Annotated in this window: 30 protein-coding genes; 13 read left to right on the top strand and 17 right to left on the bottom strand. The window is 72.9% G+C overall.

What is annotated here, in order from left to right; all coding sequences use genetic code 11:
- Nucleotides 1-157: 157 nt before the first annotated feature.
- Both ACFCY7_RS31210 and ACFCY7_RS31205 read right to left on the bottom strand, forming a co-directional pair.
- On the bottom strand, nucleotides 158-838 hold the full coding sequence (locus ACFCY7_RS31210) for a response regulator transcription factor (protein WP_017242433.1): 681 nt from the start codon (nucleotides 836-838) through the stop codon (nucleotides 158-160).
- Nucleotides 835-2,064, bottom strand: coding sequence for a sensor histidine kinase (locus ACFCY7_RS31205; RefSeq protein WP_376489414.1), 1,230 nt, complete (start codon nucleotides 2,062-2,064; stop codon nucleotides 835-837). The genes ACFCY7_RS31210 and ACFCY7_RS31205 overlap by 4 nt, the downstream gene beginning before the upstream one ends.
- Nucleotides 2,065-2,328: 264 nt before the next feature.
- Between ACFCY7_RS31205 and phoU the strand changes: the two genes are divergently transcribed.
- Both phoU and ACFCY7_RS31195 read left to right on the top strand, forming a co-directional pair.
- Nucleotides 2,329-3,009 (top strand): phosphate signaling complex protein PhoU, encoded by a 681-nt coding sequence (gene phoU / locus ACFCY7_RS31200; protein WP_033203724.1) that lies wholly within the window; start codon nucleotides 2,329-2,331, stop codon nucleotides 3,007-3,009.
- Between the two features lie 223 nt (nucleotides 3,010-3,232).
- Nucleotides 3,233-3,394: a hypothetical protein gene (locus ACFCY7_RS31195; RefSeq protein ID WP_017242430.1), complete on the top strand. Its 162-nt coding sequence runs from the start codon at nucleotides 3,233-3,235 to the stop codon at nucleotides 3,392-3,394.
- Between the two features lie 47 nt (nucleotides 3,395-3,441).
- Here ACFCY7_RS31195 and ACFCY7_RS31190 read toward each other — a convergent pair whose 3' ends face one another.
- Nucleotides 3,442-3,918: a GNAT family N-acetyltransferase gene (locus tag ACFCY7_RS31190; RefSeq protein ID WP_376489413.1), complete on the bottom strand. Its 477-nt coding sequence runs from the start codon at nucleotides 3,916-3,918 to the stop codon at nucleotides 3,442-3,444.
- Between the two features lie 66 nt (nucleotides 3,919-3,984).
- Between ACFCY7_RS31190 and ACFCY7_RS31185 the strand changes: the two genes are divergently transcribed.
- Nucleotides 3,985-4,485: a hypothetical protein gene (locus tag ACFCY7_RS31185; RefSeq protein ID WP_376489412.1), complete on the top strand. Its 501-nt coding sequence runs from the start codon at nucleotides 3,985-3,987 to the stop codon at nucleotides 4,483-4,485.
- A gap of 75 nt (nucleotides 4,486-4,560) precedes the next feature.
- Here the strand turns inward: ACFCY7_RS31185 and ACFCY7_RS31180 are convergent, their stop codons facing one another.
- The 3 genes from ACFCY7_RS31180 to ACFCY7_RS31170 all read right to left on the bottom strand — a co-directional run bounded on the left by ACFCY7_RS31180 (nucleotide 4,561) and on the right by ACFCY7_RS31170 (nucleotide 6,676).
- Nucleotides 4,561-4,914: a hypothetical protein gene (locus ACFCY7_RS31180; RefSeq protein ID WP_376489411.1), complete on the bottom strand. Its 354-nt coding sequence runs from the start codon at nucleotides 4,912-4,914 to the stop codon at nucleotides 4,561-4,563.
- A 128-nt stretch (nucleotides 4,915-5,042) separates the two neighbouring features.
- A complete protein-coding gene (locus ACFCY7_RS31175) occupies nucleotides 5,043-5,711 on the bottom strand; it encodes a hypothetical protein (protein ID WP_376489410.1) in 669 nt (222 codons plus the stop codon).
- 206 nt (nucleotides 5,712-5,917) lie between these two features.
- A complete protein-coding gene (locus ACFCY7_RS31170; RefSeq protein WP_376489409.1) occupies nucleotides 5,918-6,676 on the bottom strand; it encodes a phosphoglyceromutase in 759 nt (252 codons plus the stop codon).
- Nucleotides 6,677-6,801: 125 nt separating this feature from the next.
- Between ACFCY7_RS31170 and ACFCY7_RS31165 the strand changes: the two genes are divergently transcribed.
- Nucleotides 6,802-8,160: an MDR family MFS transporter gene (locus tag ACFCY7_RS31165; protein ID WP_376489408.1), complete on the top strand. Its 1,359-nt coding sequence runs from the start codon at nucleotides 6,802-6,804 to the stop codon at nucleotides 8,158-8,160.
- 228 nt (nucleotides 8,161-8,388) lie between these two features.
- Here the strand turns inward: ACFCY7_RS31165 and ACFCY7_RS31160 are convergent, their stop codons facing one another.
- Together ACFCY7_RS31160 and mshA are read right to left on the bottom strand one after the other, a co-directional pair.
- Complete coding sequence (locus tag ACFCY7_RS31160; protein ID WP_376489407.1) at nucleotides 8,389-8,919, bottom strand: YbjN domain-containing protein; 531 nt, start codon at nucleotides 8,917-8,919, stop codon at nucleotides 8,389-8,391.
- Nucleotides 8,912-10,279: a D-inositol-3-phosphate glycosyltransferase gene (mshA, locus tag ACFCY7_RS31155; RefSeq protein ID WP_376489406.1), complete on the bottom strand. Its 1,368-nt coding sequence runs from the start codon at nucleotides 10,277-10,279 to the stop codon at nucleotides 8,912-8,914. Before mshA ends, ACFCY7_RS31160 begins: the two co-directional genes overlap by 8 nt.
- 291 nt (nucleotides 10,280-10,570) lie before the next feature.
- On the opposite strand from mshA, the gene ACFCY7_RS31150 reads away from it, so the two are divergent.
- The 3 genes from ACFCY7_RS31150 (at nucleotide 10,571) to ACFCY7_RS31140 (ending at nucleotide 14,417) form a co-directional block, all read left to right on the top strand.
- Complete coding sequence (locus ACFCY7_RS31150; RefSeq protein ID WP_376489405.1) at nucleotides 10,571-11,365, top strand: class I SAM-dependent methyltransferase; 795 nt, start codon at nucleotides 10,571-10,573, stop codon at nucleotides 11,363-11,365.
- Between the two features lie 384 nt (nucleotides 11,366-11,749).
- Nucleotides 11,750-12,799 carry a C40 family peptidase gene (locus ACFCY7_RS31145; protein ID WP_376489404.1) on the top strand — a complete coding sequence of 350 codons (1,050 nt, stop codon included), beginning with the start codon at nucleotides 11,750-11,752 and terminating at the stop codon, nucleotides 12,797-12,799.
- Between the two features lie 382 nt (nucleotides 12,800-13,181).
- Nucleotides 13,182-14,417: a PP2C family protein-serine/threonine phosphatase gene (locus ACFCY7_RS31140; RefSeq protein WP_376489403.1), complete on the top strand. Its 1,236-nt coding sequence runs from the start codon at nucleotides 13,182-13,184 to the stop codon at nucleotides 14,415-14,417.
- Nucleotides 14,418-14,486: 69 nt separating this feature from the next.
- Here the strand turns inward: ACFCY7_RS31140 and ACFCY7_RS31135 are convergent, their stop codons facing one another.
- From ACFCY7_RS31135 to ACFCY7_RS31125, 3 genes are all read right to left on the bottom strand, one after another.
- Nucleotides 14,487-14,831: a DUF2516 family protein gene (locus ACFCY7_RS31135; protein WP_376489402.1), complete on the bottom strand. Its 345-nt coding sequence runs from the start codon at nucleotides 14,829-14,831 to the stop codon at nucleotides 14,487-14,489.
- A gap of 90 nt (nucleotides 14,832-14,921) precedes the next feature.
- Nucleotides 14,922-15,500 (bottom strand): hypothetical protein, encoded by a 579-nt coding sequence (locus tag ACFCY7_RS31130; RefSeq protein ID WP_376489401.1) that lies wholly within the window; start codon nucleotides 15,498-15,500, stop codon nucleotides 14,922-14,924.
- A gap of 28 nt (nucleotides 15,501-15,528) precedes the next feature.
- On the bottom strand, nucleotides 15,529-15,999 hold the full coding sequence (locus ACFCY7_RS31125) for a helix-turn-helix domain-containing protein (RefSeq protein WP_376489400.1): 471 nt from the start codon (nucleotides 15,997-15,999) through the stop codon (nucleotides 15,529-15,531).
- A gap of 151 nt (nucleotides 16,000-16,150) precedes the next feature.
- On the opposite strand from ACFCY7_RS31125, the gene ACFCY7_RS31120 reads away from it, so the two are divergent.
- The gene (locus ACFCY7_RS31120; protein WP_376489416.1) at nucleotides 16,151-16,615 is read left to right on the top strand and encodes a helix-turn-helix transcriptional regulator; all 465 of its coding nucleotides are present in this window, start codon (nucleotides 16,151-16,153) and stop codon (nucleotides 16,613-16,615) included.
- Between the two features lie 10 nt (nucleotides 16,616-16,625).
- Nucleotides 16,626-17,042: a VOC family protein gene (locus ACFCY7_RS31115; RefSeq protein ID WP_376489399.1), complete on the top strand. Its 417-nt coding sequence runs from the start codon at nucleotides 16,626-16,628 to the stop codon at nucleotides 17,040-17,042.
- A gap of 24 nt (nucleotides 17,043-17,066) precedes the next feature.
- On the opposite strand, the gene ACFCY7_RS31110 is transcribed toward ACFCY7_RS31115, so the two are convergent.
- Nucleotides 17,067-17,585: a hypothetical protein gene (locus ACFCY7_RS31110; RefSeq protein ID WP_376489415.1), complete on the bottom strand. Its 519-nt coding sequence runs from the start codon at nucleotides 17,583-17,585 to the stop codon at nucleotides 17,067-17,069.
- 106 nt (nucleotides 17,586-17,691) lie between these two features.
- Between ACFCY7_RS31110 and ACFCY7_RS31105 the strand changes: the two genes are divergently transcribed.
- The 3 genes from ACFCY7_RS31105 (at nucleotide 17,692) to ACFCY7_RS31095 (ending at nucleotide 20,838) form a co-directional block, all read left to right on the top strand.
- Nucleotides 17,692-18,177, top strand: a complete 486-nt coding sequence (locus ACFCY7_RS31105; RefSeq protein ID WP_376489398.1) for a MarR family winged helix-turn-helix transcriptional regulator — start codon at nucleotides 17,692-17,694, stop codon at nucleotides 18,175-18,177.
- Nucleotides 18,178-18,424: 247 nt separating this feature from the next.
- Nucleotides 18,425-19,900 (top strand): MFS transporter, encoded by a 1,476-nt coding sequence (locus ACFCY7_RS31100; RefSeq protein WP_376489397.1) that lies wholly within the window; start codon nucleotides 18,425-18,427, stop codon nucleotides 19,898-19,900.
- Nucleotides 19,897-20,838, top strand: a complete 942-nt coding sequence (locus tag ACFCY7_RS31095; protein ID WP_376489396.1) for a helix-turn-helix transcriptional regulator — start codon at nucleotides 19,897-19,899, stop codon at nucleotides 20,836-20,838. The genes ACFCY7_RS31100 and ACFCY7_RS31095 overlap by 4 nt, the downstream gene beginning before the upstream one ends.
- 47 nt (nucleotides 20,839-20,885) lie before the next feature.
- Here the strand turns inward: ACFCY7_RS31095 and ACFCY7_RS31090 are convergent, their stop codons facing one another.
- Together ACFCY7_RS31090 and ACFCY7_RS31085 are read right to left on the bottom strand one after the other, a co-directional pair.
- Nucleotides 20,886-22,130: a GNAT family N-acetyltransferase gene (locus ACFCY7_RS31090; RefSeq protein WP_376489395.1), complete on the bottom strand. Its 1,245-nt coding sequence runs from the start codon at nucleotides 22,128-22,130 to the stop codon at nucleotides 20,886-20,888.
- Between the two features lie 94 nt (nucleotides 22,131-22,224).
- The gene (locus ACFCY7_RS31085) at nucleotides 22,225-22,845 is read right to left on the bottom strand and encodes an ABC transporter substrate-binding protein (RefSeq protein WP_376489394.1); all 621 of its coding nucleotides are present in this window, start codon (nucleotides 22,843-22,845) and stop codon (nucleotides 22,225-22,227) included.
- A gap of 139 nt (nucleotides 22,846-22,984) precedes the next feature.
- On the opposite strand from ACFCY7_RS31085, the gene dtd reads away from it, so the two are divergent.
- Complete coding sequence (gene dtd / locus ACFCY7_RS31080; RefSeq protein WP_376489393.1) at nucleotides 22,985-23,410, top strand: D-aminoacyl-tRNA deacylase; 426 nt, start codon at nucleotides 22,985-22,987, stop codon at nucleotides 23,408-23,410.
- A gap of 46 nt (nucleotides 23,411-23,456) precedes the next feature.
- Here the strand turns inward: dtd and ACFCY7_RS31075 are convergent, their stop codons facing one another.
- Genes ACFCY7_RS31075 through ACFCY7_RS31065 form a run of 3 tightly spaced genes read right to left on the bottom strand, consistent with a single transcriptional unit; the run spans nucleotide 23,457 to nucleotide 25,481 of the window.
- Nucleotides 23,457-24,422 (bottom strand): YgfZ/GcvT domain-containing protein, encoded by a 966-nt coding sequence (locus tag ACFCY7_RS31075; RefSeq protein ID WP_376489392.1) that lies wholly within the window; start codon nucleotides 24,420-24,422, stop codon nucleotides 23,457-23,459.
- Nucleotides 24,423-24,431: 9 nt separating this feature from the next.
- Nucleotides 24,432-24,869: a Fur family transcriptional regulator gene (locus ACFCY7_RS31070; protein WP_376489391.1), complete on the bottom strand. Its 438-nt coding sequence runs from the start codon at nucleotides 24,867-24,869 to the stop codon at nucleotides 24,432-24,434.
- 39 nt (nucleotides 24,870-24,908) lie between these two features.
- A complete protein-coding gene (locus ACFCY7_RS31065) occupies nucleotides 24,909-25,481 on the bottom strand; it encodes an FABP family protein (protein ID WP_033203771.1) in 573 nt (190 codons plus the stop codon).
- Nucleotides 25,482-25,803 lie beyond the last annotated feature (322 nt).

Below are 25,803 nucleotides of genomic sequence, written 5' to 3'. Positions count from 1 at the left end.
GGGGCGCCCCCCGGCCGGGGGCGCCCCTCTTCACGTACAGGCGCCGTTCTGCGCGCCCGTGAGCCGGGCCGGGCGTCTACGCGCCGGGCCGGGCAGGGCCGTGTCGGGCACTGCCGTGTCGGGCAGGGCAGGGCAGTGCCGGCCCGGCGAGGGCGGTCTACGGCTCGAACTTGTAGCCGAGGCCGCGGACCGTCACCAGGTAGCGCGGGGCGCCGGGGTCGGGTTCGATCTTCGCGCGGAGGCGCTTGACGTGGACGTCGAGGGTCTTGGTGTCGCCGACGTAGTCGGCGCCCCAGACCCGGTCGATGAGCTGCATGCGGGTCAGGACGCGGCCCGCGTTGCGCAGCAGCATCTCCAGGAGGTCGAACTCCTTCAGCGGCAGGTCGACCTTGCCGCCGGAGACCGTCACCACGTGGCGGTCGACGTCCATGCGGACCGGGCCGGCCTCCAGGGCCGCCGGGGTGACCTCCTCCGGCTCGCCGCGGCGGCGGAGCACCGCGCGGATGCGGGCGACCAGCTCGCGAGAGGAGAAGGGCTTCGTCACGTAGTCGTCGGCTCCTATCTCCAGCCCGACGACCTTGTCGATCTCGCTGTCCTTGGCGGTCACCATGATGACCGGGACGTTCGAGCGGCCGCGCAGCTGGCGGCACACCTCGGTACCGGGAAGGCCCGGAAGCATCAGGTCGAGGAGGACGAGGTCGGCTCCGTTGCGCTCGAACTCGTCGAGACCGTCGGGCCCGGTCGCCGCGACGGCGACCTCGAAGCCTTCCTTGCGGAGCATGTACGACAGGGCGTCGCTGAAGGATTCCTCATCCTCGACGACAAGCACTCGGGTCACGGAAGGACCTCCGGGGCGGGGAGCGGTTCGGTCATGAGATCAGGGGTGGGGGAGGAGACGGACCGGCGGTCCCGTGCGGAGCCCGCCTCGGGCAGCCGCAGGGTGAAGGTGGAGCCCTGACCCTCGGTGCTCCAGACGGTGACCTCCCCGCCGTGCGAGGCGGCCACGTGCTTCACGATGGCCAAGCCGAGGCCCGTGCCGCCGGTGGCGCGGGAGCGGGCCGGGTCGACGCGGTAGAAGCGCTCGAAGACGCGCTCCTTGTCCTTGTCGGGGATGCCGATGCCCTGGTCGGTGACGGCTATCTCGATCAGGTCGCCGCCGGGCGCGGCGATCTTGCGGGCCGCGATGCCGACGCGGGTGTGGGCCGGTGAGTAGTTGACGGCGTTCTCGACGAGGTTGCCGAGAGCGGCGGCGAGCTGGCCGCGGCTGCCCCAGACCCGCAGGTCGGCGGTGCCCCCGGACGCCATGGTGATCTGCTTGGTGGTGGCCGTGTGCCGGGAGCGGTCGATCGCCTCCGCGACGAGCTCGTCCACGGACACCGGCTCGGAGTCCTCCAGCGGGTCGTCGTTCTGCACGCGGGAGAGGTCGATGAGCTCCTGTACGAGGTTGGTGAGGCGGGTCGCCTCGATCTGCATGCGGCCGGCGAAGCGGGTGACCGCCTCGGGGTCGTCCGAGGCGTCCATGACGGCCTCGGAGAGCAGCGAGAGCGCGCCCGTCGGCGTCTTGAGCTCATGGCTGACGTTGGCCACGAAGTCGCGCCGCACCGCTTCGATGCGGCGGGCCTCCGTGAGGTCCTCGACCAGGAGCAGCACGAGCCGCGAGCCCAGCGGGGCGACCCGGGCGGAGACGGCGAGGGCCTCGCCGCGTCCGGTGCCGCGCCGGGCCAGGTCCAGTTCGACCTGCCGTATCTCGCCGTCGCGGCGGGTGTCGCGGGCCATGTTGAGCATGGGCTCGACGGCCAGCTTCCCGCCCCGGACCAGGCCCAGCGCGTACGCCGCCGAGCTCGCCTTCACCACGGAGTCGCTCTCGTCGAGGACGACCGCGGAGGAGCGCAGCACGGACAGCACGGTGTCGACGCCGGGCGGGAGCACGGCGTCGGTGTGCAGGGAGGTACGGGTGGGGCGTGCGTGGTCGCGTTCGCTCCAGCGGAACGCCAACATGGCGATCACGCCGGTACACACTCCGGCGATCGCTGCCAATGCGGCGACCGCCGCGTTCACGTCCATGCCCACAAGGTTATGCGGGGCGACGGACACTCTCCCAGCCGTCCGAGTGGCTGCTCGAACAGTCGTCGCCCAGAGTTCACCGAGGAGACGGGGTCGGTTCATTTGCCCGGCGGCGGCGGTGGCGCGTGTCGCCCAGAGTTCACCTGGGGGAAAGTGCCGGTTCACGTCAGGTGTCGGAACCGGACGCGTAGGGGGCCGAACGTGGCAACGTGGGGGTCCTTAGCCCCACCCGGACCCCGGAGCATTGCGTAGAGAGGGACATCCATGCGGGACGCGTACCACGAGGAACTCGACTCGATCGGCGAGAGCCTGGTCGAGATGGCCCGGCTCGTCGGGTCGGCGATCGGGCGCGCCACGACGGCGATGCTCGACGCGGATCTGAAGCTCGCGGAGAGCGTGATCGCGGCGGACCAGAAGGTCGACGACCTCCAGCACGACCTGGAGGCGCGGGCGATAGCGCTGCTCGCCCGCCAGCAGCCGGTGGCGACGGATCTGCGCATCGTGGTGACCTCGCTGCGGATGAGCGCCGACCTGGAGCGCTCCGGCGACCTGGCCCAGCACGTGGCCAAGCTGGCCCGGCTGCGGTTCCCGGACACGGCGGTCCCGCGGGACCTCCACGCCACGATCCTCGAGATGGGGCAGCTGGCGCAGCGCCTGATGGCGAAGGCCGCCGAGGTCATCATCACGAAGGACGTCGACCTGGCGCTCCAGCTGGAGCAGGACGACGACGAGATGGACCTGCTGCACCGCACGCTCTTCCAGCACCTCATGGACGACCGCTGGAAGCACGGCATCGAGACCGCCGTCGACGTGACGCTGCTCGGCCGCTACTACGAGCGGTTCGCCGACCACGCGGTGTCCGTCGCGAAGCGCGTCGTCTACCTCGTGACGGGCGAGCACGCCGACGAGCTCCAGGCCGCGGACGCCCCGGTCGAGGGCGCGTAACCACACGGCGGACGTGCGGCGGGGGCGTGTACGTGGCCGGGGGGCGCGTACACGGTCGGGGGGGGGCCGGGCGCGGTCGGGGGGCGCGTACACGGTCGGGGGGCGGGCGCGGGGCGGGTGAGGGCGCATCGGCGCGCGGGCGCCGATGCGCCGTTGATGCGCCCGCGCGAGTGGGCATGCAATGGGGGGAGGCGACGCACGCCTCGAATAGGGAGGGACCCTCATGGCCGAATCCCCGATGTCCCCGATGACGACCGAGTCCGGCGCGGAGGCGCCGCGCGAGGCGGTGTTCCTGCCGGTGCTCGGCGCCTGCGGCTGCGGCTCGGGCTGCGGCTGCGGCTGCCAGTCGGGCTCGCCCTGCCAGTGCGGCGGCTGCTCGGGCTGACCGCGTGAGGGGTGGGGTGCGGCCGCGGCCGCGCCCCACCCCTCCGCTCACCCGATGTCGAGCACGCCGACCGTCTGACCGCCGCTGACCTCGCCGGTCGTACGGAAGCCCAGCCGGCGGTAGAACGCGCCGGGTCCGTCCTCGCCCGGCTCCCAGGTCACGTACAGCCGCCGCTCACCGCGCCGCAGCAACTCGTCGCGCACGGCCTCGACGGCGAACCGCCCGTACCCCTTGCCCTGTCCCCCGGCGCCGATGTTCAGGCGCCAGAGGCCGCTGCGGCGGTCGGCCGGGTCCTTCTTCTCGTCCCACTGGATGTCGAGGAAGGCCATCACGAAGCCGACGAGCTCCTCCCCGTCGAACACCAGCCGCGGCCACGCCGTCTCCCCGAAGGCGTACGCCTCCGCGAGCGAGCGCTCGACGGGCGCCACGTTGCGCTCCTGGTGCGGGTGGACGCGCAGGGCGAGGGCGGCGTCGACGTTGGCGGGGGTGACCGGCTCCAGGCGCAGGGACGTACTCGTATTCATGCGTCGGACGGTAACGATTCACCGCTCTCTCCGCCCTCGATTATCGGACCGCGCCAGGATGGGCCCATGACCGTCCCTCCGCGCCGCGTACTCCTGGCCGCCGCCGTGCTCCCCGCCCTGGGTGCCCTCGCCGGCTGCACCGTGCCGGTCTCGGGGGTCACCGGCGTCGCGGTGACGGCGGACGGGGAGCCGCTCGGCGTGATCCGGATGTGCCACGACCGGATCGAAGGGGCGCTCCTCTACCCCGACGACGGTGACGCCACCGGCACCCCGGACGCCACGGGCGTCTGGAACCACGACACCCCGGTCACCGACTTCACCAGCTGGTCCCTGGGCTCCCCCGCCGACGGCTGGACGGCGGAGAAGCCACTCGGCAGCCTCGTCCCCGGACAGCTGTACGGCCTCTACGGCTGGACCGAGGACAACTCCTGGTCCACGGGCTCGGTCCACTTCACGACGGCCGACCTGGCGAAGCTCGTACCCGGTCAGGTGCGGTACGAGCGGGGCGACGAAGTCAGGACGGTCTCCCTGGACGACTTCCGCGCGGAGGCGTGCGAGGGCTTCTGATCCGAGAGGGGACGCCCCTTGAGGCCAGGGGCGGGAGGCGGGGAGGCGTACCCGCCGAACCCCCTCCCCCTACCCCTACGGGCTGACGAACACCACCGAGCGGAGCTTCAGGCGGTCGGTGGCCGGGCGGCCGTGGGGGCGGAGGGTCCACGAGTCGCCCGTGCAGTCGGGCTCGGTGAAGACGACGGCGAACGCGTCGGTGTCGTTGTGCGGCGCGAACGCGGGCTCCGAGGAACCCGGGTCCGCGGCCTCGGGGATGGTGATGCACACGGCGCCGGCCGGGTCGTGCAGGGTGACCCGCTGCGGGTCGCCGCTGATGCCGACGAACCCGTAACCGAAGTCGCCCGTGGCGGCGTTCGCGGGCGTGGCCAGGGTGGCGGTGAGGACGAGCGCGCCGCAGACGGCGGCGGCGGAGTGGCGGAGACGCACGAAGGTTCTCGTTTCGGTGGGAACGACCAAGGTCACTCCACCCCTAACCCCTCCCCCCGCCCCACAAGCGGCGCACCGCAGCCGGAAGGTTTCGCCCTCACCCGTCCGGCCCGATCGGCACGGCGCCCCTACGGCGTGAAGACCTGCTCAAGGCGGTGGATCGCCCCGTCGTCCCCGGTCTGGTAGCGGAACACGAGCCCCGAGTCGGGATGCGCGGCGACCCAGTCGATGAGCTCCTGGACCCCGATCCGCTGGTTCTCGGTGCTGGTGACGATCGGGTTGGTGACCGTGACGTACGCGGCCTGGTCGAGGGCCCAGCGGCTCTCCTCACCGCTCACCACGAACGGCCCGCCGTCGGTGTCCACGCCCCCGCACCCCCACGCCCCGTGCTGGAGAACGAGGTTGACCTTCCCGGTGCTCCCGTCGAGCTCCTCGATCCGGTACAGCGCGAACTCGTCCGGGTCGTAGTCCTCCGGGACCGGCGGCGCGGTGACGCAGTCGGCGGCAGGCGCCCCGGTCGTCGGCTTCGGCTTGGGCTTGGGCGCCGCGGGCTTCGGCTTGGGCGCCGCGGGCTTCGTCGCGGGCACCTTGACGGGCGTCTTCACCGCCGGCGTCGCCGCCCCCGTCTCCGCGGGCGCCTCACTCGTCCCTTCCGGCTCCGGCGCGACGGCCGTCGCACTCGCCCCCGGCGCGGCGCCCTCCGCCGCACCCCCGTCCCCCTGACACCCGGTGAGCACGACGGCCAGCACGACAGCCGCCACCGCGACGAACACAGGTCTGAGTCGGTCGACGTCCACGGTTGAGTCCCCCTCTGCCCCGGCGCCCGCCCCACGGCCACGCCCCTGCCCGGAACGTAGCAACGCCCCGCCCCCCACCACACCCCCGAACCCCCCGATGTCACCGACCTGGTACACCCCCAGAACACCCACCGCACAACGCAGAACCCCCCACCCGCCGGGAAACGGCGAGCAGGGGGCTGCGTGGACGGGATGCGCCGGGGCTACTACTTCTTGCCCTGGTTCTTGACGGCCTCGATGGCGGCCGCGGCGGCGTCCGGGTCGAGGTAGGTGCCGCCGGGGTTGAGGGGCTTGAAGTTCTCGTCGAGCTCGTAGGAGAGGGGGATGCCGGTGGGGATGTTGAGGCCGGCGATGTCGGCGTCGGAGATGCCGTCGAGGTGCTTGACGAGGGCGCGGAGGCTGTTGCCGTGGGCGGCGACGAGGACCGTGCGGCCGGCGAGGAGGTCCGGGACGATGTTGTCGTACCAGTAGGGGAGCATGCGCTCGACGACGTCCTTGAGGCACTCGGTCTGCGGGCGCAGCTCCGGCGGGATCGTCGCGTAGCGGTCGTCGTGGGCCTGCGAGTACTCGCTGTCGTCGGAGAGCGCCGGCGGCGGGGTGTCGTAGGAGCGGCGCCACAGCATGAACTGCTCCTCGCCGAACTCGGCGAGGGTCTGGGCCTTGTCCTTGCCCTGGAGGGCGCCGTAGTGGCGCTCGTTCAGGCGCCAGGAGCGGTTGACCGGGATCCAGTGGCGGTCGGCCGACTCGAGGGCGAGCTGCGCGGTGCGGATGGCGCGCTTCTGGAGGGAGGTGTGCAGCACGTCGGGGAGCAGGCCGGCGTCCTTGAGCAGCTCGCCGCCGCGCGTCGCCTCCTTCTCACCCTTCGCGGTGAGGTTCACGTCCACCCATCCGGTGAACAGATTCTTCTCGTTCCACTCGCTCTCGCCGTGGCGGAGGAGGATCAGCTTGTACGGTGCGTCGGCCATGCGTACGAGCCTAATCGACCGCTGACGATTGACGCGCGTCGTCAATCCGTTGGCGTCCGGCGTATGAGATGCGTAAGTTACGAGAGCCGGATGCAGGGCTTACGCACAGCAGGGGACCGCCACACATGACCATCGATTCGCTCAGACGATCAGCCCGTACGACGGTCTCCGGCTTCCCGCAGGGCTTCTGGTGGCTCTGGCTGTCGACCTTGGTCAACCGGACCGGGGCCTTCGTCCTGACGTTCCTCTCCCTCTATCTGACGGTCGAGCTCGGGCACTCCGCGTGGTTCGCCGGTCTCGTCGTCGCGCTCCACGGCCTCGGCGGCGTCGCCGGTTCGCCGCTCGGCGGCGTGCTCACCGACCGGTGGGGCCGGCGCCCCACCATGATCACGATGCACCTGGCGGCCGCCGCCTGCGCCGCCGCGCTCGCCGTCGTCACCAGCGCCTGGGGCATCGCCGCCGTCGTCCTCCTCATGGGCGTGGCGATGCAGGCCGTGCGGCCGTCCATCAACGCGACCATCGCGGACATGGTCCCCGCCCACGACGTGCGCCGGGCGTACGCCCTCAACTACTGGGCCCTCAACCTCGGCTTCGCCATCGCCGCCATCGGCGGCGGCGCGGCGGCGTTCCTCGGCTACCGCACCCTCTTCGTCGTCGACGCCGTCGCCACCACGCTGTGCGCCGTCATCGTCTTCCTGCGGCTGCCGGAGACCCGCCCCGAGGCCGCGGCCGACGCGAAGGGCGAGCCGGTCGCGGAGGAGAAGGTCGGCATGCTGACCGTGCTGCGCGACGCGCCGTTCCGCACGCTGGTCCTCCTCAACCTCTTCGTCTGCCTCGTCTTCACCGCCCCCTGGATCGGTCTGCCCCTGACGATGGCCGGCGAGGGCCTGGCCCCCTCCGCGTACGGCGTCGTCATCGCCGTCAACGGCATCGTGATCGTCGCCTTCCAGCTGCTGGTCAACAAGCTGACCGACAAGCGCTCCCCGGTGGCGCTGCTGACGCTGTCGGCGCTCCTCTTCGCCCTGGGCACGGGCGCCACGGCGCTCGCCGGCTCCTCCGTCGCCTTCGCCGCGACGGTGGTCGTGTGGACGGTCGGCGAGATGATCCACGTCCCGACGAACGCCGCCGCCACCGCCCGCCTCGCCCCGGAGCACGCCCGGGGCCGCTACCAGGGCGTGATGGGCATGTCCTGGGCCGTCGCCGGTTTCGTCGCCCCCATCGGCGCCGGCGCGATCGTCGACGGCCCCGGCCCCGACGTGCTGTGGGCCGCGACGGCCGCGATCGGCGTCGTCGCCGCCGCCGGCTACTTCACCCGGCTGCGGAAGGCCCTCGCCGAAGAGCCGGCCCCCGTGTCCGAGGGCGTGGCGGTCACCGGGGCCGTCGAGATCGTCGAGGCCGGAGCGGGGCAGGCCGTCGAGACCGCGGCGGCCGCCGGGGACGCCACGGACCGGGACGCCGGGCGGTCGTCCTCCGTCAGCGCCTGAGGGACCGCCGCGCAGGGTGCGGGAGGAGGCGGCGACGAGCCCGAAGCCGTTGCCGACGTGCCGGACGACCACGTCCTCGGCCCGGCAGTCGTACGCGCACGGGAGGACGACGCCGCCGTGGCCGATCCGGAGGTAGTCGTCGATCCGGTACGTGCCCGGGGCGGCAGGACGGATCGATTGCCGGTCGGTTGATCGTCGTCCGCCGGTCGGTTGCCGACCTGAGGTCGGTCAGTTGCCGGACTTCGCGACCAGGTTCTTGAACGCGTCGAGGTTGCGGGTCGACTCGCCGCGCGAGACCCGCCAGGCGTACTCGCGCCGGATCGCCGACGCGAAGCCCAGCTCCAGGAGGGTGTTGAAGTCGCCGTCCGCCGCCTCCAGGACGGAGCCCAGGAGCCGGTCCAGCTCGTCGGGCGTGACCGCGGCGAGCGGGAGCTTGCCGGCGAGGTACACGTCGCCGAGGCCGTCGACCGCGTAACTCACCCCGTACAGCTTGAGGTTGCGCTCCAGGAGCCAGCGGTGCACGCCGGCCTCGTTCTCGTCGGGGTGACGGATGACGAAGGCGTTGAGGGAGAGCGAGTGGCGGCCGGCGCGCAACGACAGCGTGGTGAACAGCTTGCGCGTGCCCGGGAGTTTGACGACGTACGAGCCGGGTTCGGGGGACTCCCACTCCAGCTCCGCGTCGTCGAAGGCGGACTCGATGATCCGCCGTACGTCCCCGGCCGGGTCCTCGACCCGGCCCTCGACCTCGTCCTCAGCCATGGTGGGAGCGTACGCGACGGCGGTTCTCGCGCAGCCGGTGGTCGTGCATGGCGGCCGTGTAGACGTCCGCCGTGCCCGAGGCCGCCGTGTCCCAGCCGAAGGACCCGGCGTGCAGGGCCGCCGCCGCGCCCATCCGGGCCGACAGGTCCGGGTCGGCCGCGAACCGGGCGAGCGCGCCGGCGTAGTCCGCCGGGTCGTGGCCCTGGACGAGGAAACCGGTCACGTCGTCCCGCACGGCGACGGGCAGACCGCCGACCGCCGCCGCGACGACGGGGGTGCCGGCCGCCTGCGCCTCGATCGCGACGAGACCGAAGGACTCGCTGTACGAGGGCATGACGAGGACGCTGGCCGCGCGGAACCAGTCCGCCAGCCGGTCCTGGCCCACCGGCGGGTGGAAGCGCACGACGTCCGCGATGCCGAGCCGGGCGGCCAGCTTCTGCAGCTGCTCGGGCTTGGCGAGGCCGCTGCCGCTGGGGCCGCCGACCACCGGGACGACCATGCGGGAGCGCAGCGAGGGGTCCCGTTCCAGGAGCAGCGCGGCGGCGCGCAGCAGGATGTCCGGGGCCTTCAGCGGCTGTATCCGGCCGGCGAAGACCGGGATGAACGCGTCCTGCGGGAGCCCGAGCCGGGCGCGCGCGGCGGCGCGGCCGTCGGCGGGGCGGAAGTGGTCGAGGTTCACGCCCGGGTGGACGACCGCGATCTTTCCGGGGTCGGCGTCGTAGAAGCGGGCGAGCTCGTCGGCCTCCTCGGCCGTGTTGGCGATCAGCCGGTCGGCGGCGGAGACGATCTGGGTCTCGCCGATGACCCGGGCGGCGGGCTCGGGCGTGTCGCCCTCGGCGAGCGCCGCGTTCTTGACCTTCGCCATGGTGTGCATGGCGTGGACGAGCGGGACGCCCCAACGCTCGGCGGCGAGCCAGCCGACGTGGCCGGAGAGCCAGTAGTGGGAGTGGACGAGGTCGTAGTGGCCGGGGCGGTGGCCCGCCCACGCCTGCATGACGCCGTGCGTGAAGGCGCAGAGCTGGGCCGGCAGCTCCTCCTTGGCCAGACCCTCGTACGGGCCGGCGTCCACGTGCCGTACGAGCACGCCGGGGGTCAGCTCGACGACCGGCGGCAGCCCGCCGGTGGTGGCCCGGGTGAAGATCTCCACCTCGATGTCGATGGCGGCGAGGCGCCTGGCCAGCTCGACGATGTAGACGTTCATGCCGCCGGCGTCGCCGGTGCCCGGCTGGTGCAGCGGCGAGGTGTGCACGCTGAGCATGGCCACCCGCCGTGGGACGCGGTTCCGGCCGGGGAGCCGGAGCCTGGGCGGCGCCGGGTGCCGGTGCCGGGTGCCGGCGAACCGGGACACGTACTGGCTCACGTCGGCGGTCCTTCCGCTCGGGGGCTGAGCTGGCGGGCTGAGCTGGGGTGGAGCTGGCTGAGCTGGGTGGAACTGGCTGAGCTGGGGTGGAGCTGGCTGAGCTGGGGCGAACGGCGCGTCGAGCCCGTCTCGGGCACGACTCGAGGAGGGCGTGCTACGTCCTCCAGCCGCCACAACACCGGAATGGCCCCTTTCATTTCCGACGGCGGGCGCGCTTTGCCAATTCGTTGCCGTGCCGGGGGGCGCCGAGCCCCTCCCGCCGCTCCTCCCCCCACCCCGTACGCTCATGGCATGGCCCCGCGCACCACCCGCCCCGTCGGCACACCGACCCGCGGGACCACCAATCCCAACCGGCTGCGCCGCATGGACCGCTGGATCGCCGCCGTCCACGGCCCGGCGCTTCGCCGCTCCGCCGAACCGCCGCTCGCCGTCGACCTCGGTTACGGGGCCGCCCCCTGGACCGCCGTCGAGCTCCTGGCCCGGCTGCGGACCGCCGAGCCCCGCACCCGGCTGTACGGGATCGAGATCGAACCGGCCCGGGTCGAGGCCGCGAAGCCGTACGAGCACGAGGGCCTCTCCTTCGTGCACGGCGGCTTCGAGGTGCCCGTGCCCGGCCGGGTCGCCCTGATCCGGGCGGCGAACGTGCTGCGCCAGTACGACGAGGAGCAGGTCGCGGCCGTGTGGGCGCGGCTCCGCGGGCGGCTCGCGCCCGGCGGCCTGCTGGTCGAGGGCACCTGCGACGAGATCGGGCGCCGGCACGTGTGGGTGGCGCTCGACGCGGACGGGCCCCGCACGGTGACCTTCGCGACCCGGCTCGGCTCGCTCGAACGCCCCTCGGACCTGGCGGAGCGGCTGCCGAAGGCACTGATCCACCGCAACGTGCCGGGCGAGCCGGTGCACGCCTTCCTGCGGGACTTCGACCGCGCGTGGGCCGCGGCCGCCCCGTACGCCTCCCTGGGCGCGCGGCAGCGGTGGATCCGCTCCGTCCGCGACCTGGCCGCCGACTGGCCGCTGGCGGACGGGCCGCGGCGGTGGCGACAGGGCGAGGTCACGGTGCGGTGGGAGGCGCTGGCGCCACGCGGGTGAGGGAAAGCCGGGGCCGGGGACGGGGACGGGGTGCCGGCGGCGGAAGGGCAGTGCCCTGGGCCGGGGACGGGGTGCCGGCGGCGGAAGGGCAGTGCCCTGGGCCGGGGACGGGGTGCCGGCGGCGGAAGGACAGTGCCTTGGGCAGGTGACGGAAAGCCCGTGTCGAACGGCCGATGCCGCGCGTCAGCCGTCGTTCTTCCCAACTCCCGCCGAATTTCCGGTACGTAGGGAACGCCCCGGGCGCATCGCCCGTCACCCCTGGGGGGAGCAGGCCCGACAGGCCCCTGTTTCCCCTGTTGCTTTCCGGTTTCGCATGGCACTATCGCCAAGGTCACCGACAAGTTACTGACGGTAAATCAGATTTGTTCACTCGAGGGGGAGCTCGTGAACCGACGCCGCCACGCCACTGCCGCGATCACCATGATCTGCGCCCTGACCGTGCTGGCCTCGCCCGCGCTCACCCTCCAGGCGTCCGCCTCGCCGCTCCCGCCTCCGCCGCCGAAGAAGAGCCTGGAGGAGGTGCGCAAGGAGATAGACGGCCTGTACCGGCAGGCCGCCGTCGCCACCGACGCGTACAACCTGGCCGAGGAGAAGACCAAGGAGCAGTCCGCCGAGATCGTCCAGGTCGCCCGGCTGATCGTGGCCGGCCGCGCGCGGATCGAGGCCCTCAAGGCCAGGGCGGGCGCCGCCGCCCGCGCCCAGTACCGCAACGGCGGGCTCCCGGACGGCGCGCAGCTCGTCCTCACCGACGACCCGCAGCTCTTCCTCGACACGGCGGGCCGGCTCAAGGCCGGGGCGAAGGCCACCACGGACCTCCTCGGCGAAATGAACCGCGCCCAGGCCCAGTTGGACGTCTACGCCAAGGACGCCGGCGAGAACTGGACCAAGCTGGAGGCCAACCGCGTCCGGCAGGCCAAGGCGAAGAAGGAGATCACCGACAAGATCGCCGCGGCGAAGAAGCTGGAGTCCGAGCTCGCCGCCGAGGAGCGGGAGCGGCTGCGGCGTCTGGAGGAACAGGCGCAGTACCGCGCCCAGACGACCTGGCTCGGCACCGGCGTCCTCGCCGGTCTGAAGGGCGACACGACGGCCGAGGCCAAGAAGGCCATCGCGTTCGCGACGGCCCAGATCGGCAAGCCGTACGAATGGGGCGCCGAGGGGCCGGGCACGTTCGACTGCTCCGGGCTGACCCAGAGCGCCTGGGGCGCGGCCGGCCTCGGCATCCCCCGCACCTCGCAGGAGCAGTGGCGGCTCCTCCCCCGCGTGGACATCAAGGACATGCGACCGGGCGACCTGATCGTCTACTTCAAGGACGCCAGCCACATCGGCATGTACGTCGGGAACGGCGCGATCGTGCACGCGCCCCGCCCCGGCCGGAACGTGACCCTCGCGGGCGCGGGCTCGATGGAGATCCTGGGCGTCGTCCGCCCGGTGTGACGGGAGCGTGCCCCGCGAGGGGAGCTCTCCGGCCGGCGGAACGGGATGTGACCGGGCCCACCGCGGAGGTCCGGGCCCGCGGCGCCGGTGGGGCGTGACGTTTCTCATTGCACCGGGGGCCTCCGGCGCGGCCCGCGGGGGCAAGTACCTCCCCTTCCGCGGCATATGCCAAGGGCGCCGCGGGTGACCGCTCCTCGATCACCATTCCGCTGCGCACCGCCCTAGCGCTAGGGTCCGGGACGGGCGGGACGCCACCCGGCGCCCTGATCACCCTCGGGGGGAGGGAAGGAAAACCGGACCGATGCCCGTATCGCTACCGCGTCAGAGAATCGTCTCTGCAGCTGCGGGACCCGGCGAGGCCACCCCTATGGACGCCACCGCTATGACAGGCACAGCCACCGTCACCGGCACCGATCGCACTGATCGCACCGATCTCACCCTCCTGGTCGTCGAGGACGACCCGGCGGGTGCTCTCGCCGTACCCGAACTGCTCGACGCGGCCGACGCCGCAGGCACCCGGGTCCGCATCCGTACCGCCCGCAACCTCACCGAGGCCGAGCGGCTCCTCACCGACGACGTCCACTGCGTCCTCGTCGACCTCTCCCTGCCCGGCCCCAGGGCCGCCGCGGGCGACGACCCGCTCGCACCCCTGCGGCACATCCTGCGCCTCGCCCCGCGCCACGCCGTCCTCGCCCTCGCCGCCTCGGCGGACGCCGAGCTCGCGGCCGAGGCCGTACGGGTCGGGGCCCAGGACCACCTCTTCCGCGAGGAGCTCGACGGGCGGCTGCTCAGCCGGGCCATCCGGTACGCGGTCGAACGCAAGCGCGCCGACGCCGTCCAGGTGAAGCTGGCCGAGTCCCGCCTCCGCGCCCAGGAGAACGCCCGGCTGGAGCGCGGACTGCTCCCCACGCCGCTCCTGGAGGGCTCCGACCTGCGGTTCGCGGCCCACTACCGCCCCGGTCGCTCCCGCGCGCTGCTCGGCGGCGACTTCTACGACGTCGTGCGCACGCCCGACGGCACCGTCCATGCCATGATCGGCGACGTCTGCGGGCACGGCCCCGACGAGGCCGCGCTCGGCGTCGAGCTGCGGATCGCGTGGCGGGCCCTCACCTTCGCGGGCCTGTGCGGCGACGAACTGCTCTCGACCATGCAGCAGGTCCTCGAACACGAGCGGGAGAGCGAGGAGATCTTCGCGACGCTCTGCACCGTCGACATCGCGCCCGACGGACGCCGGGCGGGCCTCTGCCTGGCCGGCCACCCCTCCCCCCTGATCGCCCGGCAGGACCGGGCCGCCCGGCTCCTCCCGTACGAGGACGGCGGCCCCGCGCTCGGCCTGCTGCCGCGCGCCCGCTGGCCCCGCCGCCAGGTGGAGCTCGGCGGGGCGTGGAGCCTCCTCATGTACACGGACGGCCTCATCGAGGGCCGCTCGGACGGCCCCGGCTCGCCCCGGCTCGGCCAGGACGGCATGGTCACGATGATCAACCGCCAGCTCACCTCGGGCCTGCGCGGCGAGGAGCTCCTTGAGGCGGCCGTCACGGAGGTCAGGTCGCTGAACGGCGGCGAGCTCACCGACGACGTCGCGGTCCTGGCCCTGGAAAGGAACAGGGCCCGGGGGTAACCCCCCAGGCCCTGTCCGTACGTCGTCTCGCGGGGCCGTGGAACGGTCGGTCCCCGCGCCGGCGGTCCGCTAGCGGCCGCCGTTGTAGGGGCCGTACGGCCCGTCGCTGCTGGAGCCGCCGCCCCGGCGGCCCCGGCCGCCGCCGGACACCTGCGCGAGCGCGGGGCGCACGTCCACCATGAACACGATGGCGGCGATGAGCCCGGCGATCTGCAGGAACAGCATCGGCAGGAGCAGGTTCAGGGCGAGGTTGATGCCCAGGATGATCAACCAGAACTTCTTCGTCTGCTTCTCGGCGGCGCGGTAGGCGTCCTCGCGCGCCATCGCGGCGAAGACGAGCGCGGCGACGGCGAAGCCGGTGAAGACCAGGAAGATCACCAGGAAGAGAAGGGAGTCGAATCCCGCGCGCAACATGCTGAGCACCGCCTAGGGAAGAGGAGAGAAAGCGCCTCGCGGCCAAGGTACCCGGTACAACGCACCAGGTACCCGTAATGGTGCCCCGGCCTACTCCTTCTCGGCGGCGACCTTCTCGGCCGCGGCCTTCTTGGCGGGAGCCTTGCGGGCGGTGGACTTCTTCGCGGGAGCCTTCGCGGCGGCCGCCTCCGCGGTCTCCGGCTCGGTCGCCGAGGCCTCCGGCTCCGCGTCCGCCTCCGGCTCGACGACGACGGCGATCTCGACGATCTCCTCGGCGACCTCGCCCCGCCAGGACTTCACGGCCTCCTCGCCGTGCGCGGCGACCTCCTCGTACTTCTCGCGCGCCTTCACGGCGTACTCGGCGGCGACGCCGACCCCGCGCAGAGCGAGGTCCTGGGCGGTCTCGCCGAGCTTCTTCAGGTCCGTGTCCAGGACGCCGACGACCTCGGCGAACTTCGACTGGACGGTGACCTGGGCCTCCTTGGCCTGCGCGGTCACCTTCTCCTGCACGGCCTTCGGGTCGGTCTTCCGTACGGCCTCGATCCGGGCGGGCGCCTCGGCGGCGAGCTGCTCGATCAGGCCGGGAACCTTCTTGGCCTGCTGCGCGACGAGGTCGGCGGTGCCGGCGGCGAAGAAGAGAGGGGTACGCAGTTCGTCGATGATGGCCATGCTGGTGGTCCTCCCGGTGTGACGTGTACTAGCTCGAGGTCGGTTCGGCATCGGGCGCGGCGGGGGTCCGGTCGGCGGGCGACGCGGTGCCCTCGGCGGCGGTGGCGGGTGTCGCGGCCTCCGCTGCGGCGGCTGCGGCTGCGGCTGCCGCCTCGGCGGCGTTCTCCTTGCGGAACGAGTCGTAGATCTGGAGCAGCACCTGCTTCTGCCGCTCGTTGATCGAGGGATCGGCCAGGATGACGGCCCGCGTCTCCAGCTCCTCCCGCTCCTTCTCGTCGAGGATCCCCGCCCGCACGTAGAGCGTCTCGGCGGAGATCCGCAGCGCCTTCGCGACCTGCTGCAGCACCTCCGCGCTGGGCTTCCGCAGCCCCCGCTCGATCTGGCTCAGGTACGGGTTCGACACCCCGGCGGCGTCGGCGAGCTGCCGCAGGGACAACTGCGCGGTCCTCCGCTGCTCGCGGAGGTACTCACCGAGATTGCCGACGTTGAGCGATGCCATGCCCCGACCATGCCAGCTCCTGCTAACTATTGCAAGCAGCCGCTTGCAATAGTGTCACCGGACGACGACCCGCGGCCGGACGACAGCACCGTGCGATGCTGGTGAGGTGACCCTTGAGGACCTGATACGGCTGCGGCGCGCGCGGGACACCATGGATCGGGACTACGCGTCACCCCTGGACGTGCCCGCCCTGGCCAAGGTGGCCCTGATGTCGACCGGGCACTTCACCCGCAGCTTCCGGGCCGCGTACGGCGAGACGCCGTACAGCTACCTCATGACCCGGCGGGTGGAACGGGCGAAGGCGCTGCTGCGCCGCGGCGACCTCAGCGTCACCGAGGTCTGCTTCGCGGTCGGCTGCACCTCCCTCGGGTCCTTCAGCTCCCGTTTCACGGAACTCGTCGGCGAGACGCCCAGCGCCTACCGCGCCCGCCGCCACGAGACCGGCGCCGCGATACCGGCCTGCGTCGCCAAGATCCTCACCCGCCCGGTGCGCCACGGCACGCGGGCCGGCCGGGGCGCGACGGCCGACAACGGCGTACCGACCGGCAAGGCCGCACCGCGCAGGACCGGCGAACCGGTCAGGATCCGAGAAGCGGAATCGGCCGCCGCGTTTTAGCGTCGGCGACATGAACGTCAAACTCTCGCAGTGCTTCATCGCCGTCGACGACCACGACAAGGCCCTCGCCTTCTACCGCGACGCCCTCGGCCTCGAGGTCCGCAACGACGTCGGGTTCGAGGGAATGCGCTGGGTGACGGTCGGCGCCCCCGACCAGCCGGACGTGGAGATCGTCCTCGAACCGCCGCTCGCCGACCCCAACGCCTCCCCCGCCGACCGCCAGGCCGTCGCCGAACTCCTCGCCAAGGGCATGCTCCGCGGCGTCATCTTCTCGACCGACGACGTCGACAAGACCTTCGAGACCATCCGCGCCGCCGGCGGCGAAGTCCTCCAGGAGCCCGTCGACCAGCCCTACGGCGTCCGCGACTGCGCCTTCCGCGATCCCGCCGGCAACATGGTCCGCTTCAACCAGCCCCGCAAGCCCTGACCCACCCCACCCCCTACGCGACGCTCACCCGACCCACGCGGCGAGCGTCGCGTAGTCCGTGGCGGTGAGCCCGCGCCGGGCGTCCACCCGGTGCAGCAGCGCCGGCCCGGCGTGGTGGGCGGCCACCCACGCGCGGTCCGCCGCGCCGATCTCGTCGTCCACCCAGGCGAACGGCCGCCCCGCGGCCCAGGCCACGAGCGCCGGCGTCTTCCAGTGGAGCCCCGGCGCCTCGGGCCCGTCCGGCCACGGCAGCAGCGGCAGTTCGGGCAGACCCAGGCGGGGCGCGACCCAGGCGTTCGCATCCGCCTCCCAGGTGGTCGCCCACACCAGGTCGTACGGCAGTGCCGCGAGCCGCGCCCCCTGCGCGGGATCGAGCCGCGCGAGCAGCGGGCTCACGGCGGCGGGCGGCGCCGGGGGGTACGTCGGGTACGCCGGGTCGGCGCCGTCGCGCGTCCCGAAGGGGATCAGCGGACCGTCGACGTCCAGGAAGAGCCGGGGCCGGAGGCCGTCGGGGGCGGTGGAGGGCCGCTCCTTCTCGTGCATGTGCGGCTCGTACGTGTGCGGCGTCATGCCTCCATCCTGCCCACGCACACCACTCGTCCGCTTCTCGATAATCCGTGACGGATCGAGTCTCGTTACGCTGGTGGGCATGACCGCGATGGCACCCACCCGGACCGAACCCGACCTCTCGTACCTGCTCGACCACACCAGTCATGTCCTGCGGACGCGGATGGCGGCGGAGCTGGGGGCGATCGGGCTGACAGCGCGGATGCACTGCGTGCTGGTGCACGCGCTGGAGGAGGAGCGGACGCAGGCGCAGCTCGCGGAGATCGGGGACATGGACAAGACGACGATGGTGGTGACGGTCGACGCGCTGGAGAAGGCGGGGCTGGCGGAGCGGCGGCCGTCGAGCACGGACCGGAGGGCGCGGATCATCGCGGTGACCGAGGAGGGGGCGAAGGTCGCGCGGGAGAGCCAGAGGATCGTGGACGGGGTGCACGAGGGGGCTCTGGGGTCGCTTCCCGAGGACGAGCGCGCGGTGCTGGTCCGGGCGTTGAACCGGCTGGCGACCGGCCATCTGGAGACGCCGGTGGAGGGCCCGAGGCCGGCACGGAGGGCGCGGCAGCGGGGGTGAGGGTCCGGAGCGGGACCGGAACGACTTCGGTGGGCTCGGTGGCGCGGTGGACGCGACAACCGGGCCCACCGGCATGAGGAGGGCGGAGCGGACGCCGGGTCCGGCGGCGCAGGGGGGCGGAGTGGCCGCCGTATCGCCAGATCCGGCGACCAAGGGAACGGCGGAGTGGTTTCGTAAAAAATAGTCTGCAACAAAACCTTCTGCTAACGTCTCTCTTGTTGCCTCCCGCGAACAGGAGAGACCCGCCATGCCCGCACCTGCCACCGGCACCACCACCGCACCCTCCCGACAGCTCGCCCTCGGCGTCCTCGCCACCGGCATGCTGATGACGGTCCTCGACGGGAGCATCGTGACCGTCGCGATGCCGGCCATACAGGGCGACCTCGGGTTCACGCCCGTCGGTCTGAGCTGGGTCGTGAACGCGTACCTGATCGCGTTCGGCTCGCTGCTGCTGCTCGCCGGCCGCCTCGGGGACCTGATCGGGCGCAAGCGGATGTTCCTCGCGGGGACGGGGATCTTCACGGCGGCGTCGCTCCTCGCGGGTGTCGCCGCGTCCCCCGGCGTCCTCATCGCCGCCCGCTTCCTGCAGGGCGTCGGCAGCGCGATGGCCTCGGCGGTGAGCCTCGGGATCCTGGTCACGCTGTTCACCGCGCCGCGCGAACGCGCCAGGGCCATCGCGGTGTTCAGCTTCACCGGCGCCGCGGGCGCGTCGATCGGCCAGGTCGCGGGCGGCGTCCTCACCGACGCCCTCACGTGGAACTGGATCTTCTTCGTCAACCTGCCCATCGGCGCCGCCACGCTCCTCGTCGCCCTGCGCGCCCTCCCCGCCGACCGCGGTACGGGATTCGGGACCGGGACCGGAGCCGGGGCAGGGGCAGGGGCCGACGTCATCGGCGCGCTCCTCGTCACCTCGGGGCTGATGACCGGCATCTACGCGGTCGTCAAGATCGAGGAGTACGGGGCCGGTTCGGCGCACACCCTGGGCCTCGGGGCCCTCGCGCTCGCCCTCCTGGCCGGCTTCCTCGTCCGCCAGGCGCGGACGGCGAACCCGCTCATGCCGCTGCGGATCCTCCGCTCCCGCGCCGTCGCCGGCGCGAACGTCGTGCAGATGCTGATGGTCGCCGCGCTCTTCTCCTTCCAGATCCTCGTCGCCCTCTACCTGCAGAAGGTCCTGGGGTACGGAGCCGCCGAGACGGGCCTCGCGATGCTGCCCGCGGCCGCCGTCATCGGAGCGGTGTCGCTCGGCGTCTCGGCCCGCCTCATCGCCCGCTTCGGCGAGCGGACCGTCCTGCTCACCGGCATCGCCATGCTCGTCGGCGTCCTCGGCCTGCTGACCCGCGTCCCCGTCCACGCCTCGTACGCCACCGACCTGCTGCCGGTGATGCTCCTCGCCGCCGGTTTCGGGCTCGCCCTGCCCGCCCTCACCTCGCTCGCCATGTCGGGCGCCGACGAGGCGGACGCGGGCCTGGCGTCCGGACTGTTCAACACCACCCAGCAGATCGGCATGGCCCTCGGCGTCGCGGTCCTCTCCACCCTGGCCGCCACCCGCACCGGGTCCCTCACCGCCGCCGGACGCCCCGCCGCCGAAGCGCTGACCGGCGGCTACCACCTGGCCTTCGCCGTCGGTACGGGCCTCCTCCTCGTCGCCCTGGGCGTCGCCGCCACCGTCCTGCGCCCGGCCCGCGCCGACGGGCCGAGCCGGCGGATGACAATGGCGGCATGAGAGCCGACCGACTCGTCGCCGCCCTGCTCTTCCTCCAGACCAGGCAGCGGGTCACCGCCGCCGAACTCGCCGCCGAACTGGACGTGTCCGAACGGACCGCCCGCCGGGACCTCGAAGCGCTCGCGAGCGCCGGGGTCCCGGTCTATTCGCAGGCCGGCCAGGGCGGCGGCTGGTCGCTCGTCGGCGGAGCCCGTACCGACCTGACCGGACTGACGGCGCCCGAGATCCGCGACCTGTTCCTGTCGACGGGACCCGACGCCGGCGCGACCCCGCAGACCCGGACCGCGCTGCGGAAGCTCGTACGGGCCCTCCCCGCGCCGCTCAGGGACGGCGCCGAGGCCGCCGCCCGCGCCGGGATCGCCGACCTCACGGACTGGGCGGGCACGGACACGGAGGAGCCGCTGCTCGCCCCGGTCCGGCGGGCGGTGGTCGACGGGCGCGAGCTCAGGATCGGGTACGCCAGGCCCGGCCGGGACCCGCGCGAGCGAACCGTGGCACCGCTCGGGATCGCCGCGAAGGCCGGGGTCCGCTACCTCGTCGCCGACACCGACCGCGGCCTCCGCACCTTCCGCATCGGCCGCGTCACCTCCGTCGCCGAGACCGGCGCCGCCGTCGTACGGCCCGAGGGATTCGACCTCGCCACCGCCTGGCGCGCCCTCGCCGCCCGCATGGAGGACCGGCTGGTCGCCGCGACGGTACGGGGACGGGCCGCCCCCGGCACCGAGCCGGTCCTGGAGGGCCTGCTCGGCGGGCGCGTGCGGTACGGGGAGCGGGCCCCGGACGGCTGGACCGCCATCGAGGCCGACGGCCCCTCCCCCGAGGTGATCGCGGCCCAGCTCGCCGGCCTCGGCGCCCGCGTGGAGCTCCACGACCCGCCCGAGGCCCGCACCGCCCTCGCCCGCATCGGCGCCGAACTCACCGCGCTGTACGGGACGTGAGCACCGGGCCGGGGGCCGGGGACGGAGCCCCGGGGCGGCGCACCGGCTCAGAAGATGTCGGGCGAGAACGGCCGCAGCGGCGTACGGAACAGCAGGTCCGCGCGGACCGCCGCGCCCGCCGTCGACTCCTCGACGCGCCCGAGACGCACCAGCCGTACGGCCGACTCGTCACCGAACGCGAGCGTGCTCAACTCACCGATGTCGAAGGCGAGATCGGCCGAGTCGGAGGTACGGACACAGGACACGCCCGCCGGGGAGGCGTCGAGCCGGAACCGCCCGCCGGCCAGACCGTCCGCGTCCCGCACGTCGAGCACGAGACTCCCCTCCACCGGATACGTCCGGCTCTCCAGGACCCGGACGACGTCCAGGACCCGGACCCACAGCATGTCCGCGTACGTCAGCGTCCTCGCCGCGCGCGGATCCGGCAGGAGCAGCGGCAGCGGGTCGTCGGGTGCCCGGTAGCCGGAACGGACCGTGGAGATCCAGTCGATCGAGCAGAGGTAGTGCCACAGGGCGCGCTCGGCGGCCGGGGTGGCGGCGATCAGGTCCCGCACGGTCGCCGTGTTCACCGGCTGCTTCGTGTCGTCCCACTTGTCGTCGGCGCCGTACGCCACGTACCCGTCGACCTCGCCGGACTCCGACCGGTAGATCGCGTAGTACGGCTCCCGCCACGGCTCGCTCTGGTGGCCGAGGCCGGTGCCGATCTCCCAGTCGCGCGTCTCGCGGTGGGTGACCGCGGCACGGACGCCGGCCAGCCGCCGGTGCACCTCGGGACCCGTCTTGCGGATCTCGTCCGCGTCGGTCAGGTCGATCCGTCCGCCGTCCTCCGGGCGGCCCGAGCGGCGCGGGTCGAGACCGGCCCGACGCACGTCCACACTCCACTCGACGGCCCAGCTCGCCGCACCGAAGCCGTACCGCCCGTAGATCGGGTACTCCGCGGCGATCAGGGTCGCGATCGCGTCCCCGCGCTCCTTCGCGGCGGCGAGGTCCGCGCTCATCATCCGGCTGAGCAGACCGCGCCTGCGGTGCGTCGGGGAGACGGTGACCTGGGTGATCGCGTCCGCGGTGAGGCTGCCGCCGCCGACCGTGCTGACCTCCTGCCGGAACGACCGGAAGGTGGCGACGATCCGGCCCCGGTCGAAGGCGCCGAGCGTCCGCCCGAGGTCCGCGTGCGCGAGCCGGTCCGCGGCCTCCGCGTCCGACACGACGGGCGGCCGGAGGAACCCGGTCCGCAGGGCCCGCTGCCAGTCGGGGAACTCGGGCTCCGTCACCGTGCGCACGTCGACACTCATCTCTCGACCCTAAGCACGCGCCCGGCACCCCGCATCCGAGTTTCCCCGGCGGCGGGCCGCACCGGCGGGCCGCCGGATTCGCGGCCGCCGGAGCTCATGCCAACAGGTCGTCGACCTGCGCCTCGCCGTCGCGGTAGCGGCGGGCGATCTCCGCGCTGCAGTCGTCGGCGGTCCGCTGGAGGTGCTGGCGGCGCCGCGAGACCTGCTGCTCGTACCCGGCGAGCCGGCCCATCGCCGCGTGCAGCTCGTCGTCCGTCCGGGCCGTCAGGTCCGACAGCTCGACCTCCGACAGCATCTCGGTCGCGAGCCGCCGGTACTCCTCACCGCGCGGCGTCGACAACGTCACGTGCCGGGCCGAGCTGCGGTGCCGGGACGGCACGTCGGCGAGGATCTCGGAGAGCCGGTCGAGGACCGGGGCCTCCGGGTCGGTCCGCCGCGCCAGCTCGGCCCGCAGGATGTCGATCCGGCCCTGGAGCATCCGCCGCACGTAGCTCAGGTCGGCCTCGTCGCTCTGCGCCTCGCGCCGCAGCGTGCGCAGCTCGGGCAGCCGCAGCGCGCCGAGGTCGGGCCGCCCCGGGTCCGGCAGGGCGGGCTCGGCGGTCCGCTGCACGGGTGGACGCGTCACGGGGCCTCCGCCCGTTCCTCCGGCCGGATGTCCGGAGCGGGTCAGCGGTACGGGGCCGGACGGCGTCGGCCCGGTGCCAGGTGCACTCATGAGAATCGTCCCCTCGACCGGTGCGGAGCCGCACCGCCTCTCACGCATGGTGCCACTCCTGCACGCGCGCGTGCAGGCGCTCTGCACCCGTTCGGCCCCTCGTCCTTCGGACCGCCGCCCGCTCGGTAGGTTGGTGTGCATGCGAGCAGTGGTGCAGAGGGTCGACGGCGCGAGCGTCGTCGTCGCAGGGGAGACCGTCGGTGAGATCACCGGCGAGGGGCTGTGCGTGCTGGTGGGGGTGACCCACGACGACACCCCGGAGAAGGCCGCCCAATTGGCCAGAAAGCTCTGGTCCGTCCGGGTGCTGGAGGGCGAGAAGTCGTGCTCCGACGTGAACGCGCCGCTGCTCGTCATCTCCCAGTTCACGCTGTACGGAGACGCCCGCAAGGGCCGCCGCCCCACCTGGAACGCGGCCGCGCCCGGCCCGGTCGCCGAACCCCTCGTCGACGAGGTCGTCGCCCAACTGCGCGCCCTGGGCGCCCACGTGGAGACGGGCCGCTTCGGAGCGGACATGCGCGTCTCGCTCACGAACCACGGCCCGTTCACGGTACTGCTCGACGTGTGACCCGCGGCAGCGGGGAGCCGCCGCGGAGGGTCTCCGCGGCGGGCCCCTACGGCTCGACGACGGTCTCCTGCGCGGCGGCCGTCGTCCCGGCGATCAGCGGGGCGTCCACCGGCACGTTCCGCTTCACCAGGGCGAGGGCGATCGGCCCCAGCTCGTGGTGGCGGACGGCCGTCGTCACGAAGCCGAGCTGCCGGCCCTCCTCGCCGTCGGCCGCGAGGCGGACGGGGGTGCCGTGGGCGGGCAGCAGGACCTCGCTGCCGTCCAGGTGGAGGAAGACGAGGCGGCGCGGCGGCTTCCCCAGGTTCTGCACCCGGGCGACGGTCTCCTGGCCCCGGTAGCAGCCCTTCTGGAGGTGGACGGCGCTGCCGATGAGGCCGACCTCGTGCGGGATGGTCCGGTGGTCGGTCTCGAAGCCGAGCCGGGGCCGGTGGTCCTCGACCCGCAGCGCCTCGTAGGCGAGGATGCCGGCGGCCGGACCGTGCGAGGCCGCGAAGGACTCCAGGTCGGCGCGGGGCAGGAACAGGTCGCGGCCGTGCGCGGTCTCCCGTACGACGACGCCCTCGGGCGCCTCGGCGACGGAACCGGCCGGGAGGTGGACGACGGCGATGTCGTCCGTGCGGTCGGCGACCTCCACCCGGTAGAAGAACTTCATCGACTCCAGGTACGCGACGAGCTCCTCGCGCGTCCCGGGCTCGACGTGCGCCCACACCGTCTCGCCGTCGTCGACGAGGTACAGGGCGTGCTCGATGTGCCCGTTCGCGGAGAGGATCAGCGCCTCGGTGGCCCGCCCCGCCGGCAGGTCGGTCATGAACTGGGTGACCAGCAGGTGCAGCCAGCTCAGCCGGTCGTCACCGGAGACGGCGATGACACCGCGGTGGGAGAGGTCGACGAAACCGTTCCCCCCGGCGAGGGCGCGCTGCTCGCGGAACAGGTCGCCGTAGTGGGCGGCGACGCCTTCGTCGCGGCCTTCGGCGGCGACGGCACCGGGCAGGGACAGCAGAGGGCTCTTCATGAGAAGAGCCTACGACTCGGCGGCCGCGACCTTCCCGGCGCAGTCCGCGCACCGGCCGAAGATCGCGAAGTGCTTCATGTCCGTCTCGAACCCGAAGGTCTCGCGGAGCTTCCCGGTGAACTCGGCCGCCACCTCGACGTCCGCCTCGATGACCTCGTCGCAGTCCCGGCAGACCAGGTGCAGATGGTGGTGCCGGTCCGCCAAGTGGTACGTCGGGGCCCCGTGCCCCAGATGCGCGTGGCTCACCAGCCCGAGCTCCTCCAGGAGCTCCAGGGTCCGGTACACGGTGGAGATGTTCACCCCGGAGGCCGTCCTGCGGACCTCCACGAGGATGTCGTCGGGCGTCGCGTGTTCCAGCTTGTCCACGGCTTCCAGCACAAGCTGGCGCTGCGGCGTCAGCCGGTAGCCGCGCTGCCGCAGATCGCTCTTCCAGTCGGTGCTCACCACGCCCCCCAGTGTAGGAGGGCGCGGCGCGTCACCCCAGACCTAGCGGAAGAACGCGATGCCGTCGTCCGGCATGTCGGGCAGGTTGCGGGCCATCTCCGCGACCTCCTCCGGCGTGACGACCTTCTTCAGGTGCGCCGACATGTAGGGCCGGAGCGGGACCTCGGGGGTCGCCTTCTCGCCCACCCACATGAGGTCGCTCTTCACGTAGCCGTAGAGCCGCTTGCCACCGCTGTACGGGCCGGAGGCCGCGGTCCGGGCGACGGCGTCCGTCGCCAGGTCGATCTGCGGCTTCTGGTCGGCGAGCTCGCCGTACCAGATCTCGACGATGCCCTGGTCGCGGACCATGACGACCTCGACCTTGCGGTCCTTGTCGATCCGCCAGTAGCCGCTCTCGCTCTCCAGCGGGCGGACCTTGTTGCCGTCGTTGTCCAGGACCCAGGAGTGCGAGTGGTACTCGATGAAGTCCCGGCCGTCGTGGCTGAACGTCACGGACTGGCCGAAGTTGCACTTCTCGGCGCCGGGGAAGTCGGAGACGCCCGCGCCCTCCCACGTACCGAGCAGGAACGCGAGGGGGACGAGGTCCGGGTTGAGGTCGGACGGAATCTCGATCATGAGCAGCTCTGGCGTTCTCTAGAAGTGGTTACCGCTGGCCCTGGTACAGCTTCTTCACGGCGAGACCGGTGAAGGCGAGCACGCCCACACAGACCAGGACAAGCAGAGCTTCGAAGAAAACGATCACGGAATGCTCCTCGACTGAGGTGTGAAGGCGAAACGGGCCGGACCCCAGCTTAGTGGGCTGGGGTCCGGGCCACTCGGTGAGGTGGGTCTCGCCCCTCCGACTAGAGCATGTCTCTTTGACCGGTGATTCTCGTGGTGGGGCTGGTTAGTCTGCTGCGATGACGGACAGCGAGCTGATCGTTGACCTGCGGGGTCG

Origin of the sequence: Streptomyces sp. NPDC056361 (assembly GCF_042262805.1) — a bacterium.
Taxonomy (GTDB): Bacteria; Actinomycetota; Actinomycetes; order Streptomycetales; family Streptomycetaceae; genus Streptomyces.
The sequence above is the reverse complement of the archived record's forward strand: the minus strand, read 5'-3'. Positions and strand labels throughout refer to the sequence as shown.